Source organism: Luteibacter aegosomaticola (genome assembly GCF_023078475.1).
Classification (GTDB): domain Bacteria; phylum Pseudomonadota; class Gammaproteobacteria; order Xanthomonadales; family Rhodanobacteraceae; genus Luteibacter; species Luteibacter aegosomaticola.
On sequence record NZ_CP095741.1, the window covers coordinates 4,724,738 to 4,742,819 of the forward strand.

General features: G+C 65.4%; 14 protein-coding genes and 1 pseudogene. 11 read left to right on the plus strand and 4 right to left on the minus strand.

Translation table 11 applies throughout. The annotated features are described in order from the left end of the window. Positions 1 to 81 precede the first annotated feature (81 nt). From L2Y96_RS21245 to thrC, 4 genes are all read left to right on the plus strand, one after another. The gene (locus L2Y96_RS21245) at positions 82 to 2,079 is read left to right on the plus strand and encodes a bifunctional 2',3'-cyclic-nucleotide 2'-phosphodiesterase/3'-nucleotidase (protein ID WP_247330264.1); all 1,998 of its coding nucleotides are present in this window, start codon (positions 82 to 84) and stop codon (positions 2,077 to 2,079) included. Positions 2,080 to 2,416: 337 nt separating this feature from the next. Beyond that, complete coding sequence (locus L2Y96_RS21250; protein ID WP_425492469.1) at positions 2,417 to 3,565, plus strand: homoserine dehydrogenase family protein; 1,149 nt, start codon at positions 2,417 to 2,419, stop codon at positions 3,563 to 3,565. Further along, complete coding sequence (locus L2Y96_RS21255) at positions 3,553 to 4,509, plus strand: homoserine kinase (protein WP_247330266.1); 957 nt, start codon at positions 3,553 to 3,555, stop codon at positions 4,507 to 4,509. The genes L2Y96_RS21250 and L2Y96_RS21255 overlap by 13 nt, the downstream gene beginning before the upstream one ends. Positions 4,510 to 4,511: 2 nt before the next feature. Further along, positions 4,512 to 5,798, plus strand: coding sequence for a threonine synthase (gene thrC / locus L2Y96_RS21260; protein WP_247330268.1), 1,287 nt, complete (start codon positions 4,512 to 4,514; stop codon positions 5,796 to 5,798). A 135-nt stretch (positions 5,799 to 5,933) separates the two neighbouring features. On the opposite strand, the gene L2Y96_RS21265 is transcribed toward thrC, so the two are convergent. Next, entirely contained in the window at positions 5,934 to 7,235 is a 1,302-nt protein-coding gene (locus L2Y96_RS21265) for an OprD family outer membrane porin (protein ID WP_247330270.1), read from the minus strand. Further along, a complete protein-coding gene (gene tcuC, locus L2Y96_RS21270; RefSeq protein ID WP_247330272.1) occupies positions 7,235 to 8,584 on the minus strand; it encodes an MFS transporter in 1,350 nt (449 codons plus the stop codon). Before tcuC ends, L2Y96_RS21265 begins: the two co-directional genes overlap by 1 nt. 246 nt (positions 8,585 to 8,830) lie before the next feature. Here tcuC and L2Y96_RS21275 point away from each other — a divergent pair, with 246 nt between their 5' ends. The 6 genes from L2Y96_RS21275 to L2Y96_RS21300 are packed head-to-tail and all read left to right on the plus strand — an operon-like array spanning position 8,831 to position 14,576. Then, a complete protein-coding gene (locus L2Y96_RS21275; RefSeq protein WP_247330274.1) occupies positions 8,831 to 9,604 on the plus strand; it encodes an IclR family transcriptional regulator in 774 nt (257 codons plus the stop codon). A gap of 23 nt (positions 9,605 to 9,627) precedes the next feature. Next, complete coding sequence (locus tag L2Y96_RS21280) at positions 9,628 to 10,788, plus strand: CaiB/BaiF CoA transferase family protein (RefSeq protein ID WP_247330277.1); 1,161 nt, start codon at positions 9,628 to 9,630, stop codon at positions 10,786 to 10,788. Then, the gene (locus L2Y96_RS21285) at positions 10,781 to 11,506 is read left to right on the plus strand and encodes an enoyl-CoA hydratase/isomerase family protein (protein ID WP_247330279.1); all 726 of its coding nucleotides are present in this window, start codon (positions 10,781 to 10,783) and stop codon (positions 11,504 to 11,506) included. Before L2Y96_RS21280 ends, L2Y96_RS21285 begins: the two co-directional genes overlap by 8 nt. 13 nt (positions 11,507 to 11,519) lie before the next feature. Beyond that, complete coding sequence (locus tag L2Y96_RS21290) at positions 11,520 to 12,341, plus strand: CoA transferase subunit A (protein ID WP_247330281.1); 822 nt, start codon at positions 11,520 to 11,522, stop codon at positions 12,339 to 12,341. After that, positions 12,334 to 13,083 carry a CoA-transferase subunit beta gene (locus tag L2Y96_RS21295; RefSeq protein ID WP_247330283.1) on the plus strand — a complete coding sequence of 250 codons (750 nt, stop codon included), beginning with the start codon at positions 12,334 to 12,336 and terminating at the stop codon, positions 13,081 to 13,083. Before L2Y96_RS21290 ends, L2Y96_RS21295 begins: the two co-directional genes overlap by 8 nt. Further along, the gene (locus tag L2Y96_RS21300) at positions 13,080 to 14,576 is read left to right on the plus strand and encodes a class I adenylate-forming enzyme family protein (protein WP_247330285.1); all 1,497 of its coding nucleotides are present in this window, start codon (positions 13,080 to 13,082) and stop codon (positions 14,574 to 14,576) included. Before L2Y96_RS21295 ends, L2Y96_RS21300 begins: the two co-directional genes overlap by 4 nt. Before the next feature lie 92 nt (positions 14,577 to 14,668). Here the strand turns inward: L2Y96_RS21300 and L2Y96_RS21305 are convergent, their stop codons facing one another. Together L2Y96_RS21305 and L2Y96_RS21310 are read right to left on the minus strand one after the other, a co-directional pair. Next, positions 14,669 to 15,250: a hypothetical protein gene (locus tag L2Y96_RS21305; RefSeq protein WP_247330287.1), complete on the minus strand. Its 582-nt coding sequence runs from the start codon at positions 15,248 to 15,250 to the stop codon at positions 14,669 to 14,671. 20 nt (positions 15,251 to 15,270) lie between these two features. Continuing rightward, complete coding sequence (locus L2Y96_RS21310) at positions 15,271 to 16,155, minus strand: hypothetical protein (protein ID WP_247330289.1); 885 nt, start codon at positions 16,153 to 16,155, stop codon at positions 15,271 to 15,273. A 721-nt stretch (positions 16,156 to 16,876) separates the two neighbouring features. On the opposite strand from L2Y96_RS21310, the pseudogene L2Y96_RS21315 reads away from it, so the two are divergent. Then, positions 16,877 to 18,052 (plus strand): annotated as a pseudogene (locus L2Y96_RS21315) (2-isopropylmalate synthase); the annotation flags it as partial. Positions 18,053 to 18,082: the final 30 nt, after the last annotated feature.

The following is an 18,082-nucleotide window of genomic DNA, read 5'->3' on the forward strand; positions in this document are numbered from 1 at the left end:
CCTGATGTAGGAGCGCAGGCGCCTGTCACCGGTTTCTGCTAGCTTCCCTCCCCCTGATCCACCGATAAACGGAACCTTTCGATGTTCAAGCACCTCGCCCTGGCCTCGCTCTCGGCCGCCCTGCTCGCCGCGTGCGCCAGCACGCCCGCTGATAAACCCGCCGCGGGCAAGCCGGCCGCCGTCGCCGATGGCGCCACGCTCGACCTGGCGATCCTCGAGACCACCGACGTCCACTCGAACATCCTTTCGTACGATTACTACAAGCAGAAGGACGATCCGTCGTTCGGCTATGAGCGCACGGCCACGCTGATCCGCCAGGCCCGCAAGGAATTCCCGAACACGGTGCTGTTCGATAGCGGCGATACGATCCAGGGCAGCGTGCTCGCGGATTACCAGGCGCTGGTGAAGCCGATCGGTTGCGATACCGAGCTCGGCATCTACAAGGCCATGGACAGCATCGGTTACGACGGCGGCACCGCCGGCAACCACGAGTTCAACTACGGCCTGCCGTTCCTGGCCCAGGTGACCAATACGTCGATGAACGTCGATGGCGTCACCGCGCAGCAGTGCGCCGGCCCGAAGTTCCCGCTCGTGCTCTCCAACGTGGATAGCGCACGCGATGGCAAGCCCATCTTCAAGCCGTGGACGATCGTCACCAAGACCGTGATGGCGAAGAACGCCGCCGGCAAGGACGTGCCGACCGAGCTGCGTATCGCCATCGTCGGCTTCACCCCGCCGCCGATCCTCGACTGGGATAAGCGCAACCTGCAGGGCAAGGTCACGGTCACGGGCGTGGTCGAAGCCGCGCAGAAGTACATGCCGGAGATCCAGGCCCAGCACCCGGACCTCGTCGTCGCGATCCTGCACGGAGGCCTGAACACCGCGCCGTACACCCCGCAGATGGAGAACGGCGGCTGGTACCTCGCCGGCGTGCCGGGTATCGATGCGCTGCTGCTCGGCCACTCGCACACCGAGTTCCCGGGGCCGCGCTATGAAGGCATGAAGGATGTGGATGCGAAGCGCGGCATCGTTCGCGGCGTGCCCGCGGTAATGGGCGGCTTTTTCGGCAAGGATCTCGGCGTTATCAACCTCTCGATGACCCGCGAGGGTGGTCGCTGGGTGGTGCAGAAGGACAAGAGCCACAGCCAGGTGCGCCCGATCTGCCAGAAGAAGGGCCAATGCGTCGATGCCGATCCGGCCATCGCGCCGCTGGTGCAGGACGCGCATCAGGCGGCCGTCGCCTACGTGAACACGCCGATCGGCGAGACCACGCTGGACCTGAGCAGCTACTTCGCTGACGAAGGCAACATGACCGCGATTTCCGTCGTGAATGCCGCGCAGGCCGACTACGCCCGCGACGAACTCGCCCGCTCGCGCCCGGACCTGAAGGATGTGCCGGTGATCTCGGCGGCCTCGGCGTTCCGCACCGGCTTCGGTGGCCCGGATGATTTCACCGATGTGCCGAAGGGCCCGCTGACCATCCGTAGCGCGTCGGATCTGTACTTCTACCCGAACACCCTGGGTGCCGTGAAGATCGATGGCGCCGGCGTGAAGGCGTGGCTGGAGAAGTCGGCAACGCGCTTCAACCAGATTGACCCGTCGAAGGAAGGCGAGCAGGCCTTTATCGGCAAGATGCCGGGCTACAACTTCGACCAGATCCAGGGCGGCCTGACCTACACCATCGACGTGACCAAGCCGGAAGGCCAGCGCATTGGCAACCTGCGCTTCAAGGGCAAGCCGGTGAAGGATAGCCAGCCGTTCATCGTGGTGACCAATAGCTACCGTGCGAACGGCGGCGGCGAATTCCCGGGTATGAACGGTGATTCGGTGGTACTCAGCGCGCCGGACGGCAACCGCGAAATCGTGATCAAGTGGATCGAGGCGCACAAGACCCTCACCCCGAAGCTGCTCGACAAGCGCTCCTGGACCTTCGTGCCGGTGAAGGTGAAGGGCCCCGTGACCTTCACCACCGCCTCGGGTAAGGAAGCCGTCGCCAAGGGCCTGGGCCTGCACGTGACCCAGCTGAAGGACAACGGCGACGGCACGGCCGTCTACGCCATCGACCTTTCGAAGAAGTAAGCAGCAGTCTCTTCCTGGCCACGGACGGCCATGCCCCGCCTATGACTTTCTGGTGCTTGACACACCGCACAATGCGGGCCTAACGTCGGGGCCATGTCTCTCAACCCGCTCGCGCTGCGTTCCACCCTGGCCACTTCCGTGGTCAGCGCGCTTGCGTCCATTACCACCGCGACTACGACCACCACCACGACCACTACGGTCGGAGGATCGGAGTCCGCGCGCGCTTAGGTTCCATGTCGCTGCCGGCCCCGACCTCCCGCAGGACAGGACCGGCGCCGGGATCCACAGCCGACAACCCTCTTGCGGTGAATGACGGGCCTCCCAAGGAGGCTTTACCGTGTCCCTCGCCGTCGCTTTACAACGTTCTCCCCTCCGCGCCGCGCCGCAGCGCGCCGCGGTCCAGCCGCTCGTCGTCAATGTCGGGGTGATCGGCCCGGGCAAGGTCGGCACGGCCTTCCTGCACCAGTTGCGCCATGCCGCGCCGCGCCTCCTCCGCGAATGCCACCTCGAGCTGAGGCTCCGGGCGGTCAGCGACAGCCGGCATATGTGGCTCGATTGCGACGACGAGGCCCTGAATGGCCGGTTGGGCGGCGCGCAGACCTGGCGCCCCGTGGCCCTGGACGACTTCGCCGCCTATGTCGCCGGCCACCATGGCGAGGTCGCCGTCCTCGCCGACTGTACGGCCAGCGACCTCGTCGCCGACCACTACGCGGGCTGGCTGGGCGCTGGCATCCATGTCGTGACCCCCAATAAACGCGCCGCCAGCGGCTGTATCGATCGCTGGAAAGCGATCGCCCAGGCCTCCGATGCCAGCGGCGCCCGCCTGCACTACGAAGGCACGGTGGGGGCGGGCCTGCCGGTGGTGCAGACCCTGCGCGACCTGATCGACACGGGCGACGAGCTGCTCGCCGTGGAAGGCATGCTTTCCGGCACGCTGGCCTGGCTGTTCAACCGCTTTGATGGCTCGGTACCGTTCTCGGCGCTGGTGCGCGAGGCTCACGCGCTGGGCTATACGGAGCCGGATCCGCGCGACGATCTCTCCGGCATGGACGTGGCGCGCAAGCTGGTGATCCTGGCCCGCGAGGCCGGCGTGGCGCTGTCGCTGGACGATGTGACGGTGAACAGCCTCGTCCCGGCCGAACTCGCGTCACTCGACCGCGACGATTTCATGGAAGCCCTGCCCGCCATGGACGCCCCCATGGCGGCCCTGCTCGCGGAGGCCCGCGCCAGCGGCGGCGTGCTTCGCCACGTCGCACGGCTCGACCACGACGGCGCCTCCGTTGGCGTGCAGGTGCTGGAGCGCAGCCACGCCTTCGCCCATGGCCAGCTCACCGATAACGTGGTGCGTTTCGCGACGCGCCGATACTGCGACAATGCCCTGGTAGTCCAGGGGCCGGGTGCCGGCCCCGAGGTCACGGCCGCGGCGGTCTTCACCGACCTGCTGCGCGTGGCCGGCGCCATGGGAGTAAAACGATGCGCATGCTGAAAGAAGACACCTCGCCCCTCGCCCCCGCCGCTATCGCCACCGCCGAGGCTTATGCCAGCGTCGGTAACGTCGGTATCGGCTTCGACATTCTTGGCCACACGGTGGAAGGCGCCGGCGACCGCGCCGAAGTACGCCGCATTCCCGAGCGCGAAGTCCGTATCGCCGCGATCCACGGCGTGGTGACCGCCCTGCCGCTCAAGGCGGAAGACAACACGGCGGGCGCTGCGCTGCTTTCGATGATCCACGGGCTGAACCTGCCCTTCGGTTTTGAACTCACCCTGCACAAAGGCATCGCGCTGGGCTCTGGCATGGGCGGTTCCGCCGCCTCGTGCGTTGCCGCTGTCGTGGCGGCCAACGCATTGCTGGATGAGCCCTTGCCGCGCGAAGCGCTGTATCCCTTTGCGATGGATGGCGAGGTGGTCGCCAGCGGCAGCCGCCACGGCGACAACCTCGGCCCGATGCTGCTGGGCGGCCTGGTGCTCGCCACCGACAAACGCCTCGTCCGCGTGCCGGTGCCTGCGGAATGGCACTGCGCCCTCGTGCATCCGCATGTGGTGCTGGAGACGCGCAAGGCGCGCGCGGCACTGGCCGGGCACTACGCGCTCGGCGAATTCGTCGCGCAGAGCGCGAACCTCGCGATGGTGCTGGCGGGCTGCTACCGCGGTGAAGCTGCGCTGGTACGCGAGGGCCTATCCGATGTGCTGGTGGAACCCCGCCGCGCGCCGCTGATTCCGGGCTTTTATGACGTGAAGCAAGCCGCGCTCGATCATGGTGCGTTCGGCGCCAGCATCTCCGGCGCAGGCCCAAGCGTGTTTGGCTGGTTCGAAGAACGCTCGGCCGCCGTGGCCGCCGCGCACGATATGCAGGCCGCATTCCGTGCCGCTGGCCATCGCAGCGATGCGCTGGTGGCACCGATCGACGGCCCTGCGGCGCGGGTGGTGTGACGATGCGCTATGTGAGTACGCGCGGCGGCGCCGCGCCGGTGTCCCTTTCTTCCGCCATCGCAGCGGGGCTTGCGCCCGATGGTGGGCTGTTCGTTCCCGAGGTGATGCCGCGGGTGGGCAAGCTGCCGGCCGGTGGTTTCCTTGCCAGTACCGCTGCCGCCATGCTCGAACCGTTCTTCGAGGGTGACGGCCTGGCGGGTGAACTCGAGGCGATTTGCGCCGATGCGTTCGCCCACCCCGCGCCGCGTCGTGAACTGCGTATCGCCGGGGCCCATGTGCTGGAGCTCTTCCACGGGCCAACGGCGGCGTTCAAGGATTTCGGCGCGCGCTTCCTCGCCGCCTGCATCGTGCGTCTCCGCGCAGGCGCGGAACAGCCGCTGACCATCCTGGTGGCGACGTCCGGTGACACGGGCGCCGCGGTGGGCGCCGCGTTCCACGGGTTGCCCGGCGTGCGCGTGGCGATCCTCTACCCCGACAATCGCGTCTCGCCGCGCCAGGCCCACCAGCTCGGCAGCTTCGGCGGCAATGTGCGCGCGCTTCGTGTCGAAGGCAGCTTTGATGACTGCCAGCGGCTGGTGAAGGGCGCGCTGGGCGACCCGGCGCTGCAGGCGGATGTGCCGCTCTCTTCCGCCAACAGCATCAGCCTGGGACGCCTGCTGCCGCAGATGGCGTATTTCGGCCATGCCGCGCTGCATGCGGACGACGGCCCGATGAATGTCATCGTGCCCACCGGCAACCTGGGTAATGCCGTGGCCTGCCTGTGGGCACGCGAGATCGGCCTGCCTATCGGTGAGGTGGTGTTCGCCTGCAATGCCAATGACACCCTGCCGGAGTTCTTCGGCGGCCAGCCGTATCGGGCACGTGATGCGATCGCCACCATTGCCAACGCCATGGACGTGGGTGCCCCCAGCAACTTCGAGCGCCTGCGTCACCTGTTTGGTAGTGAAGAAGCCGCGCGATTGAACGGCAGTGCGCACGGTATCGACGACGCCACCATCCGCGACACGATCCGCCGGCACGCGGCCAGCGACGGCGAGGTGTTCTGCCCGCATACCGCCACGGCGGTGCGCGTGTTCGAACAGCGCCGGCTCGGGGGCGATACACGGGCGTGGACGATGGCCGCCACCGCGCATCCAGCGAAGTTCGACACGATTGTCGAGCCGTTGATCGGGCGCGACATTGAAGTGCCGGAGGCGTTGGCCACGATGCTCGCGCGGGAGGCCGTCGCCGAACCGCTGGCTGCCGATGGGCGGCTCTTCGCTGAGTGGTTGCGTGGGTGGGAGTACTGAGGCACTCCCATCGCGTGCAAGCACGCTCCTACACAAGACGTGCGCAGGCTCTTGTAGGAGCGCGCTTGCGCGCGATCCCCGACCACGCCGCCCTTGTAGGAGCGCGCTTGCGCGCGATCGGGGTTGCGGCGGCGCTTAGAACTTGTAGCTAAGCATCAACCGGTTGTTGGTCCACGGCATATTCCCGGGATTGAGGGCGTTCTTGCCGCCGACCGTATGCTCCCAACGGTTCCGCAGCTGCAGACCCTTCAGAAGCTTGTCGAGCTTCCACACGATATCGACGTACAGATCGTGGCTGGTACCGCGCAGCACGGTGTCGTAATGCGCGTACGAAGTGATCACCTGCAGATCGTCGTTGAGGAAGTTGTACTGCGCACGCGCCTTCCACGCATGGCCCGCTCCCTGCTCAACGAGGCCACGCAACATCGAGGTCGTATACAGCGGATCGGTCGCGTACGTGTTGGTATACGGCGAGATGATCGCTCCATAGCCCACGGCGTTACGGTCGCTGTCGAGCTTGTTGTACGACACATCGAACTTCGCATGGCCAAGGCTGAAACCAGCATCGAGGCCCCAGGCCGAAGCGTCGACGCGTTCACCGGCCTTACCCGTGATCTTCGTATGCGTATCGACGATGACGTTGTTCGATCCGCTGGTCTCGCGAACGATCTGCGCCCCGAGGAACGGCTTCACCTCGGAATCGATCGGGAAGGTATACATCCCGTCGATGTAACCCATCTGACCGAAGTGCTCGAAGTCGTAGTACCAGGCCTGCGCCTTCAGCCCCTTGGTGACGTAGGTGCTGCCGATCGCCGTGGTGCCATCCTGCGAACGGGCGGAAGCAGGCAGTGAGCCGTTGTTCCCGTACATGCTGTCGCCGTGATACGTCGAGGGGTAGTACACGTTATCGTCGTTGTACCCATCCGACGTGCGGCTCTTCCAGCGCAGTGAGCGGATCGCGTAAATATCCCAGCCCTTCGCTGGTTTGAAGTCGACGGACGCCGCCTGGTACGACGCCGGGATGACACGCGAATCCGACTGGCCCATCCACGGCGTACTGAGGTACTGGTCGCCTGCGCGCACTGTAACCCACTTGTTCGCGTATTCGAGATAGGCCTGCGAGAAGCCGTCGATGACGTTATCCGGGCCCATCAGCGATGCATCGATACGGCTCGTGTCGTGGGACTGCGTGCCGAACGAGTGCGCGGAGAAGCCGGTCGCCACCAGGCTGAAGCCACCCACCTTGCCGCTCTTCACGGTCAGCAGGCCAGCCAGCGAGTTGGAGAACGAATCCTTGCTAGTCGGATTGTCGTAGTTGCGGTCGAACCGGTAGAGACGAACCTCGCCATCCACCGTCGCATCGCGGAAGAAATCGTCCGCGTGGACACCGGCAGCGACGCAGGCGAGCGTCGCCGCCGCAAGCAGGCGCCGGCGCATCAGTGGGCCACCCGCGCTACGGTGTGCTTGGTAGCCGCGGTTTCCGCCGAGGCTGCCGCACGGTTTCCCTTGCCCACCGGGGCGCCGCTCCGATGCAGCATCCACACGCCGATGATGCTGGCGACCGCGGAGGCTGCGAGCCACGCACCCGGCATGGCCTTGTCGCCCGAGCTATGGATCAGCCAGGTGCTCACCGCCGGAGTGAACCCGCCGAAGATCGCCTGGGCAAGGCTGTACGCCACGGAGAAGCCCGATGCACGCACATGCGCCGGCATCATCTCGGTGAGGCTCACCACCATCACGCCCTGGTAGCCGCCGTAGAGGAAGGAGAGCCACAGCAGCACGGCGAGCATGCGGCCGAAGGATGGATCGGCGACGAGCCAGGCCATTGCCGGGTACGCCGTGACCGCCACCGCGATGGAGAAGATGGTGAGGGTGCGGACGCGGCCAATCTTGTCCGACAGCGCGCCCATCAGCGGCACGAAGATGAAGTTGGAGATACCTACGCACACCGTGACGGCAAAGGCGTCGCGCGCCGTGAGGTTCAATACCTCTTTACCGTAGGTCGGGGTGTAAGCGGTGATCAGGTAGAACATCACGCTGGTCAACGTCACCAGAAGCACCGCATTGAGCACGATCTTCCAGTTCGTCAGCAGGCCGGCGTAAATCTCGCGCAGCGTCGGTGCATGCGTCTTGGCGCGCTTTTCAAACGCCTCGGTCTCCTGCAGCGTGCGGCGGATATAGAACAGCAGCGGCACGATCAGGGAACCGATCACGAACGGGATACGCCAGCCCCAGGCCATGATCTGTTCCTCGCTCAGCGAGAAGCGCAGCACCACGCCGAGAATCGCCGCGAAGATCACCGCCACCTGCTGGCTGGCCGACTGCCATGCCACATACAGGCCGCGCTTGCCCGGCGGCGCGATCTCGGCGAGGTACACCGAGACGCCACCGGATTCGGCGCCGGCGGAGAAGCCCTGCAACAGGCGGCCGACCAGGACGAGGATCGGGGCCGCCATGCCGATGGTGGCGTAGTCGGGCGTGAACGCGATGATCAGCACACCGATCGACATGATGCCGAGGCTGGCGATGAGGCCCTTACGCCGGCCGTGCCGGTCGATATAGGCGCCGAGCACGATGGCGCCGACCGGACGCATGAGAAAGCCGACGCCGAAGGTCATCAGCGACATCATCAGTGAAATGTAGCCGCTCGCGTTCGGGAAGATCGCGTGGGCGATGGCCGAGGCATAGAAGCCGTAGACCATGAAATCAAACATCTCAAGGAAGTTACCGCTGACGACCTTGAAGACGCGGCCGAATTGCGAGCCGCCTTGTTGCACCTGTGCCATGCCGATCTCTCCCCGAGACGATTGCAGGATGACACGGCTTTAGCGCGTTCCACATACTGAGACGCCGTACCGTGATGTAAAACATACAAGCAGACCCGGCAAGAGGGCGTCAACAGGTTTTTTCGACCCGTTCCACTATGTAATACGTTGATTCGCCTAGTTATTTTGATGCGTTGCAGCATCGCTTGACGGCGCTTTTCGATCGGGTTTACGGTTATTTAGAACGCCGTTTTGGATATTGGAACGATGGATACCACCCTTCTGAAAGGCCTTAATGTCCTCGAAGCGATTGCCCGCTCGCGGGGCGCCCGAGGCGTCAGCGAACTGGCCCGAGAGCTCGAGCTGACCAAGAGCAACGTGCACCGCACGCTGCAGACACTGAGCGCGGCAGGCTACGTCCGGCCCGCCGCCGCGCCCGGCACCTACGAATGCACGCTGAAGCTGTTCGAGATGGCTAGCGGCGTCGTGGCACGCATCGACGTGCGGCAGAGCGCAGATCCCTTCATGCAGCAGCTCGCGCGGCTCACGAAGGAAACCATCCATCTCTCGATCCTGGATGGCACCGACGTCATCTACCTCAACAAGATCGAATCGCCGCAGCCGGTACGTGCCTACTCCACCATCGGTGGCCGCGCGCCCGCGCATTGCGTCGCGTCGGGCAAGGCGCTGCTCGCGTGGCAGGGTGAAGGCGTCCTCAGCCAGCTGCCGGCGCGCCTGCCTTCACCGACGCTGCGCTCCATCGCCACGATCGATGCGCTGCTCGAAGAACTCACCCGCGTGCGCCGCCAGGGTTTCGCCGTGAACCGCGGCGAATGGCGCGAAGGCGTGGGTGGCGTCGCCGCCATCGTCTTCGACATGCATGGCATGCCCGTGGCCGCCCTCGGCATCTCCGGACCCGTCGAGCGCCTGCGCCCGGCCAGCGTCCGCAAATACAGCGAGCTGGTGATGGAGGCCGCGCTCGGCCTCTCGCGCGCGCTCGGATATTCGCAGGCCGGCTACCCGCCGGTCGCCGCCGCCTGATTTCCCCTTAAGGAGTAGCAAACGTGCAGCCGTTGAAAGGCATTCGAGTTATCGAGTTCTGCAGCGTGGCCGCGGGCCCGTTTTGCGCCATGTTGCTGGCCGACATGGGCGCCGATGTGATCAAGGTTGAACACCCCGAGGGCGGCGACAGCATGCGCGCCTGGCCGCCCATCAGCGAGGGCTTCAGCGAGAACTTCGCCTCGGTGAACCGCAACAAGCGTTCGGTCACGCTGGATCTGAAGGATCCGGAAGACAACGCTCGCGCCCGCGAGCTCTCGGCCAACGCCGACGTCGTGATCGAGAACAACCGCCCCGGCGTCATGGCGCGCCTCGGCCTGGATTTCGCCACGCTGTCGAAGATCAACCCGCGCCTGGTCTACTGCTCCATCTCGGCGTTCGGCCAGGAGGGTCCGCGCGCCCGCGAGGCCGGCTTCGACCTCACGATCCAGGCCATGGCCGGCGTGATGAGCGTCACTGGCGAGGAAGGCGGCGCGCCGGTGAAGTGCGGCGTGCCGCTGTCGGACTTCGCCACGGGCCTTTACGCCGCGTTCGCTGTCACCAGCGGTCTGCGTGAGGTCGAGGTCAACGGCAAGGGCATGCACATCGATGCGTCGATGTTCGGCGCCTCGCTCGCCGTGGGTGCGCTGCAGACCAGCCAGTACTTCGGCAGCGGCATCGATCCGGTGAAGCTCGGCTCTGCGCATCCGCGCAATGCGCCGTACCAGGCGTTCAAGGTGGCCGATGGCTATGTGGCCATGGCGGCGGGCAACAACGCCTTGTTCCGTTCCGCCGCGGCCGCGATCGGCCGCGAGGAGCTTGCCGGCCTCGAACGCTTCGGTTCCACCGCTTTGCGGGCGCAACATCAGGCCGAGCTGAAGCAGATTTTTGAATCAGTATTCGAGACACTTTCGGTGCAGCAGGTACTGGCCATGTTCCGCGATGCGGGCGTGCCGTGCGCTCCGCTCAACAGCTACTCCGAAGCACTGGCCGATGAGCAGGTGGCCTACATGGGCTGGGTCCAGCCGCTGGAGCTGCCGTCGGGCGTCGTCACCCGCACGTTCGCATCGCCGCTGCGCTTCGCCGGTGAAGGTCTGCCGATCTACCGTCGCCCGCCGGCCCTGGGCGAGCACAATGTCGAAGTGTTCGGCGAGACCACACCCGTGGCGGAGGCCAGCCATGGGTGAGTTGCTCGTTTCCCGCACCGGCAGCGTGCTCGAGCTCACGCTCAACCGCCCCGAAAAGATGAATGCGCTGTCCGCTTCGCTGGTGGAAGCGCTGCACGAAGCACTTGACCAGGCGGATAGCGACGGTACGCGCCTGGTGATCTTCCGCGGCGAAGGCAAGAACTTCTCCGCCGGCTTCGATTTTGGTGGCTACGATACCCAGAGCGAAGGCGACCTCGTACTGCGCTTCGTCCGTATCGAACAGTTGCTGCAGCGCGTGGCCCATGCGTCCTACGACACGCTTGCCTTCGCGCAGGGGCGAAACTTTGGCGCCGGCGTGGATCTGTTCGCCGTGTGCAATCGCCGCGTCGCTACCACTTCTTCCAGCTTCCGTATGCCGGGGCTCGGTTTCGGTCTCGTGCTCGGCAGCCGCCGCTTCGCCGCGATGGTCGGCGAAAGCTGGGCCCGGCAAGTCTTGCAGGAAGGCATCACCTTTGAAGGGACGGAGGCGCACGCACGTGGCTTCGTGACCGTACTAGCCGATGCCGACGCATGGGCCGGCGAACGCACGCGCGCCGAAACCGCTATGCACGGCCTGGGCGAAGACGCCACCACCCGGCTGTTCCGAGTCACCCGTTCCGATACCCGCGCGGCCGACATGGCCGAACTCGTTGCCTCCGCGGCACGCCCCGGCCTGCAGGGCCGGCTGCGTGCGTACCGCGAAGCCCTGGGCAAATAACCGGAGAATCTCCGTGAGTACTTCCAAGATCATCCCGCTCGGCGATCTCACCGCCATGGTCCCCGACGGCAGCTCCCTCGCGCTTGGTGGCAGCTTCCTCCACCGCGGCCCGTTCTCGTTCGTCCGCGAGCTTATCCGCCAGGGCAAACGCGACCTCGAGATCATCAAGCAATCGCCGGGCTACGACATCGACATCCTGTGCCGCGCCGGCTGCGTGCGCCGTACCCGCGCCGGCATCGTCGCGATGGAAGGCAACTTCGGCCTCGCGCCGTACTACCGCAAGGCGGTGGAGCAGAAGGAAATCGAGCTCGAGGAACACGCCTGCGCCAGCCTCACCGCCGGCCTGCGCGCCTCGGCGTTCGGCGTGCCGTTCCAGCCTTGCGGCGGCCTGCACGGCTCAGCCGTGCCCGAGCTCAATGGCTGGAAGAAGATCGAAGATCCGTACGGTACGGGCGAAGAGGTCTATGTGATCCCGAAGATCACCCCGGATTTCGCGGTGATCCACGCGAACGAAGTGAGCCCCGAGGGCGACGTGCGCGTGTTCGGCACCTCGCATTGGGACCGGATCATGTCGCGCTCCGCGAAGCGCGTGCTGGTGATCGCCGAGCGGGTCGCGAGCAGCGCCTCGTTCTCGACCCAGCCGGAACTCACGCTTATCCCGCACTTCCTCGTCGACGCCATCGCCATCGTGCCGGGTGGTGCGTGGCCAGGTTCGTGCTGGCCGCATTACGAGGTGGATTACCCGGCCGTCGAGGCCTACCTGCCTGCGGGCGACGACGTGCTCGCTGCCCATCTCGCCGCAGCCCCGGAAGCCAAGGAGGCCGCCCATGCGTGAGTCATGGTCACCGTTCTCGTTCATCGTGACGAACCTCGCACGCTTCGTGCGCCCGAACGAAATCACCTTCAGCGGTGTGAACTCCACGCTGCCGATGCTCGCCTGCCTGCTCGCCAAGCGCGCGTACGATTTCGAGTACACCTATATCAATGTCGCTGGCGGCGTCGATCCGCAGCCTTCCGCCATTCCCATCTCCAGCTCCGATCCGGTGCTGGCCGAAGGTTCGCGTTCCATCTTCTCAAACGAGGACTTCTACGACCTCTGCACGCGCGGGAAGATGGATCTGTGCTTCCTGGGCGCGGCACAGGTCGATGGCCTGGGCCAGACCAATGTGTCGAGCATCGGCGACTGGCATAACCCGAAGGTCCGCCTGCCCGGTGGCGGCGGTGGTGCAGTGATGCTGCCGACGGCGCGTCGCGCGGTCACCTGGCGCACCGAGCACTCGCGCCGCACGATGGTGGAGAAGCTCGATTTCCTCACGGCGGCGGGTGGCATGCACGGCGTCGTTACGCCGATCGCGGTGTTCATCAAGCGCGACGGCAAGCTGGCACTGCAGTCCTGGCACCCCGAGAGCTCGCTTGATGAGGTGCGCGCGCGGACCGGTTTCGCGTTCGATGCGGAAGGCGCCACGCCGGCCGAGCTGCCCACGGCACGCGAGCGCGACGGCCTGCGCTCACTCGACCCGATGGGCACGTTCGAACGCGATGCGGGGGTGCGTCTCCGCCCGGAGGCGGCGGCATGAACTCGTTCTCCCTCTCGTCCCTGCTGCACGATGCGTTGCGTGCGCATGCGGCGCTTGGCCGCCGCGCCTTTCTCGTTGGCGACCAGGTGGTCAGCTACAGTGCGTTCGCCGACCGCATCGAGGCCTATGCTTCGGGCTTCGGTCACGCAGGGCTGTCGCGTGGCGATTTCGTCGGCATCGCGTCGGCCAAGACCGTGGAATGTGTCGCTGCGTTCTTTGGTGCGATGCGTGCGGGGCTCTGCCCGACGGTGATGGAAGCGCGCATTTCTTCGGAAGAGCTGGCTTCGCGCATGGGCGCGGTGGGTATGCGCTTGCTGGCGTGTGACGAAGCCGACATGCCGGGTGGTTGCGCGGAAGCGCTTGCCGGGATCGATGCCAGGGCCGTGCCGCTGGCGTCCATGGCTTCCGACGCTCCCTTCAATGCACCCGCCCTCACGGAGGAAGATCGCGCCCTGCTGCTCTTTACCTCGGGCAGCACGGGTCGGCCGAAGGGCGTGTTGTTGTCTCACGGCAACCTCATGGCCAACGCCCGCGGCGTAAGCGCGCATACGGGCGTGACGGCGGCTGATCGTCTTCTGCATATCATGCCGCTGCACCATACGAACGGAATCAACAACCAGCTCGTCGTGCCGCTACTTGCCGGTGCGGAGATCGCGCTCGTGGAGCGCTTCCGTGCCGACGACATCGTGGATTGCCTGCGCCATTACCGGCCCACGTATGTCACGGGCGTGCCGACGATGTACTCGCGCGTACTCGCCAAGCTCGAGTCCGGCGAACGGTTCGAATCGCTGCGTTTCCTTCGTTGCGGCTCCGCACCGATCACCCCGGCATTGCATGAGGCCATCGAGGCGGCGTTCGGCGTGCCTCTGGTGGTGTCGTACGGTCTTTCCGAAGCCACCTGCACCACCACGATGAACCCGCCGAACGCGCGGAAGATCGGCAGCATCGGCACCGTGCTCGAAGGCCAGGAGCTGGCGTTGTTCCAGCCTGGCACCGATGAGCGCGTGGCTCCCGGGCAGGATGGCGAGATCCGCATTCGCGGCCCGGTGTTAATGCAGGGCTATATCGGCGCTGAGGTGGAATCGCCGATCGTCGACGGCTGGCTGCGCACGGGTGACCTCGGTCGTTTCGACAGCGAGGGCTACATCACCATCACCGGCCGCATCAAGGATGTGATCATCCGCGGCGGCGAAAATCTCTCGCCGGGCCTCATCGAGAACCAGCTCGAAAAGCACCCCACGGTGAAGGAATGCTGCGTCGTCGGCGCCGCCGATGCGGATCTTGGCGAGGTACCGATCGCCTTCGTGGTCGCGCAGGCCGGCTCAACCCTCGACCTCGATGCCCTGCGCGAGCATGTGATGCAAGGCCTCTCCCGTGTCTACGTGCCGGCCCGCATCCACGTCCTCGCCACGCTACCCACCGGCAGCCTCGGCAAGGTCGACCGCAATGCGCTCAAGCGGATGGCGGCACAGCCGAATGCCGCGGCGGCCTGAGCCGCGAGGCACCCCCATCGCGTGCAAGCACGCTCCTACAACAGACCTGCGCAGGCTCTTGTAGGAGCGCGCTTGCGCGCGATAGCTCCTGGCTAAAGTCCGTCAGCCCGCATCCCTTCCGAAAGCCACGTGCGTACAGGCTCCACGAACGGCGGCGCGATGATCACGATTTCGTTGGACGAGACCATTCCCTGATCGCTTTTCAGGAACGCCGCGCGCTGCTCCGCGGTGCTCTGCGTCGGCTCTAAGGCCCAGTCCATTGAGAGGTCATACCTGATCGTGAACGGCCCACCGTTGCCGTAGTCGTATTCCTTCGTCAGGTCCACGGTCCGTTCCAGGGTCTCGCCGGGCTGCATGATCTCGAACAGCGATGCTGGCAAGTGGCCAAAGTTAACCCACGCGCCACGATAGCGCGCCTTATACCCGAACGCGTCAGTCACCAGAAACTGATCTCGCGGCAGTCCCCCTCCGGTCTCGATGAACGGGGTAGCCGCTTTAAAATAGTGCACGGGTTCGTCACCATCGTTGGTTAGGGTCAATGTGACAAGGACTCGATCGTGAAAGCCGGGCGGCGCGCTATCGCGGAGCGTGGCGACCAGATGGGAGCCTGCGAGGGCGTGCGTGCTGAACAGGGCGGCCGCGAGGGCGACGCACCCGAAACGTAGTAACTTCATTTCGACTCCTTGTCGGTCGTTTAGCGGCCGCTGCCATCCAGCAACGCGTCAATCGATTCGCCCAGGCGTGCCAGGGTGGCGATCGGCTCGGAGGCTGGCCCGCTGGGGAGCTGATGGCGCGCCGCCCGAAGCGCCGCGACAAGCCGACCCTCCGGGTCATGGACGACGTCCCGCGAGAACAACGTGCCACCCAATCCCCGCACGGTGTCCAGCGTGCCCTCGATGCCGTACTCCAGCTGGAGCCCACTCCCTAGCGACACCACCCTCCCTTGCTCAATGCGTGCGTCCACCACCAGATGCTCCCCGCGTCCGGTGATGTCCGCGCCCGTGGCGTCCCATGCCACGGTCCAGGTCACGGGGTCCCCTCCCCGGACCAGGCGCTCGAGCAGCCTCCCCTGGTCAAAACGTTCGACGGTCTCAGGGGCGCCAACGACGGCCTCGCCTGCTTCAGGCAGCACGCGACTGAGGGCCTTGCAGCGGACCGGGAACCCGGTGCCCATGTCGAGCATGCGGTTGGGGTATGGGCCCACTTCCATCCCCATGAATTCCGTATAGATCCCGAAATTGGCCGGACAGGACCACGCGCCCACGCCGAACCCATCGCTCTCGACCAGCTCGGAGCCACCGCCGGGTCGGAAATCGGTGTAGTGGTAGTGGTAGGCGTAGCCGGTCGAAGTCGTAACGACCTGCGCGATCGTGCAGCCGATACGCCCCTCCCACGCGCAGTTGGCGGTCATCTGCCAACCGGCCGCCTGGGCGGGCACGCTGGACCAGCGGCTATCGCCCTCGTATTCAGGAAACGGAGCCATGCCGTCGTCGGCGAGTGAGGCGAGGGGGAAAACGAGGCAAAAGCCAGCCGCGAGCCGCGCAAGCATGCGCGCCCCGGCCTTCCGAACATTGGCCATGAAACTTCCTTTGGGTTGGCGTTCCTCTGGGAACGGCGGCAAGTCTAGGTAGCGGAGGAAAGGTGGGTCAACGAACGGAATGTGAACTGGATCACACTTGTTCTTTTTTCGGATTCTTCTCACGAGGGGCGTTGCGACGTGCGATTTGGTGTCGTGTGCGGTGGTTTCGGGTGTAACCATCGGACTCGGCGCGGAGTGCTCGTACGCTGGTCGTGCGCCTACCCGTGAATAGATGGCGTTGGTCGCGCTTCGACATCGCGCGCGAGCGCGCTCCTACAGGGGAATGAGGGGTCGTCAGCTGTGCGAAAGTTCGTGCGGCGCGCGGGGTATACCACTTCGCGAGAGGCCGCATTCCGGCGCGGGCTGGGCGACCAAACCACGTCATGGACGGATAGCCGTCCAAACGTTCCTAGGAAACTTCTTTCAACAGAAACTGTTGACACGCGTCAAACGGGTGACGTACGTTCGACCGCATGACGCAGCGCACCACCCATGGCCGCTTTTCCCTGAATCGACTTACCAAGGTCGACGGAAAGCTGCGTCTCGGCGGCGGCCTCCTTCTTATTAACCTTGTACTTATTACCTGCGGAGGTGCGGGCTAAGGGCAAGTGTCCAGGTGAAACGAAAATAACCTGAAGACTCCTTAAGAACCCCGCACCCGGTAACGGATGCGGGGTTTTTTAATGCCTCCAGCCCGCCTCGACAACGAGCGGAGCCAGACATGAATCCAGCACACCAGGGCAACACACCAGGCAACGTCGAAAGCGACGTAGGCCGCGTGCGTATCTTCGACACCACCTTGCGCGACGGCGAACAGGCCCCTGGGTTTTCCATGGACCGACGCGCCAAACTGCGCATGGCGCATGCCCTGGAAGCACTGGGCGTCGACATCATCGAAGCAGGGTTTCCGCAGGCTTCACCCGATGATTTCGCCGCCGTCGCCGAGATCGCAAGGACACTGAAAACTCCGACGGTCGCCGCGCTGGCACGATGCCAACCCGGTGATATCGATGCCGCCGGAAAGGCCCTGGAAGGGGCAAGGCAATCACGGATCCACCTGTTCCTGTCCACCTCCCCGCTGCACCGAGAGCACAAGCTGGGGAAATCGAAGCAAGAAGTGATCGACATCGCCGCCGCGGCGATCACCCGGGCCAAGGCCCTGGCCCACGAAGTTGAATTTTCCGCCGAAGATGCCCTGCGCACCGAGCCGGATTACCTCGCCGAGATCTTCTCGGTCGCCGTTGAAGCCGGCGCCTGCGTCCTGAACGCCCCCGACACCGTCGGCTATACCACTCCCGCTGAAATCATCGAGATGTTCCGCTACCTGCAGCAACACGTGCGCGGGGCGGACAAGGTCATCTTCTCCACGCATTGCCACGACGATCTGGGCATGGCCGTCGCCAACAGCCTGGCTGCGATCAGCGCGGGTGCGCGCCAGGTCGAATGCACGATCAACGGTATCGGCGAGCGCGCCGGCAACGCCGCGCTGGAAGAGATCGTGATGGCGCTGCACACGCGCCGCCCGCTGTTCAAGCTGGATACCGGCATCGTCACCCAGCACCTGTACCCGACCTCGCGCCTGCTCACCGAAGTGACCGGCCAGGCTGTCCCACGCAACAAAGCCATCGTGGGCGATAACGCCTTCGCGCATGAATCGGGCATCCACCAGCACGGCATGCTCAAGCATCGCGGCACCTACGAAATCATGAGCCCGCAGGATGTCGGCGCGAAGACCTCGCTCGTCCTGGGCAAGCACTCGGGCCGCCACGCCCTGCGCCAGCGCCTCGTCGAACTCGATTACGAGGTCGATGAAACCACACTGGATGCCGTCTTCGAGCGCTTCAAGGTCGTCGCCGACCAGCAGCGCTCCGTTACCAACGATGACCTCGTCGCGCTCATGGGCGCATTCGAAGCCGAAAACGAGACC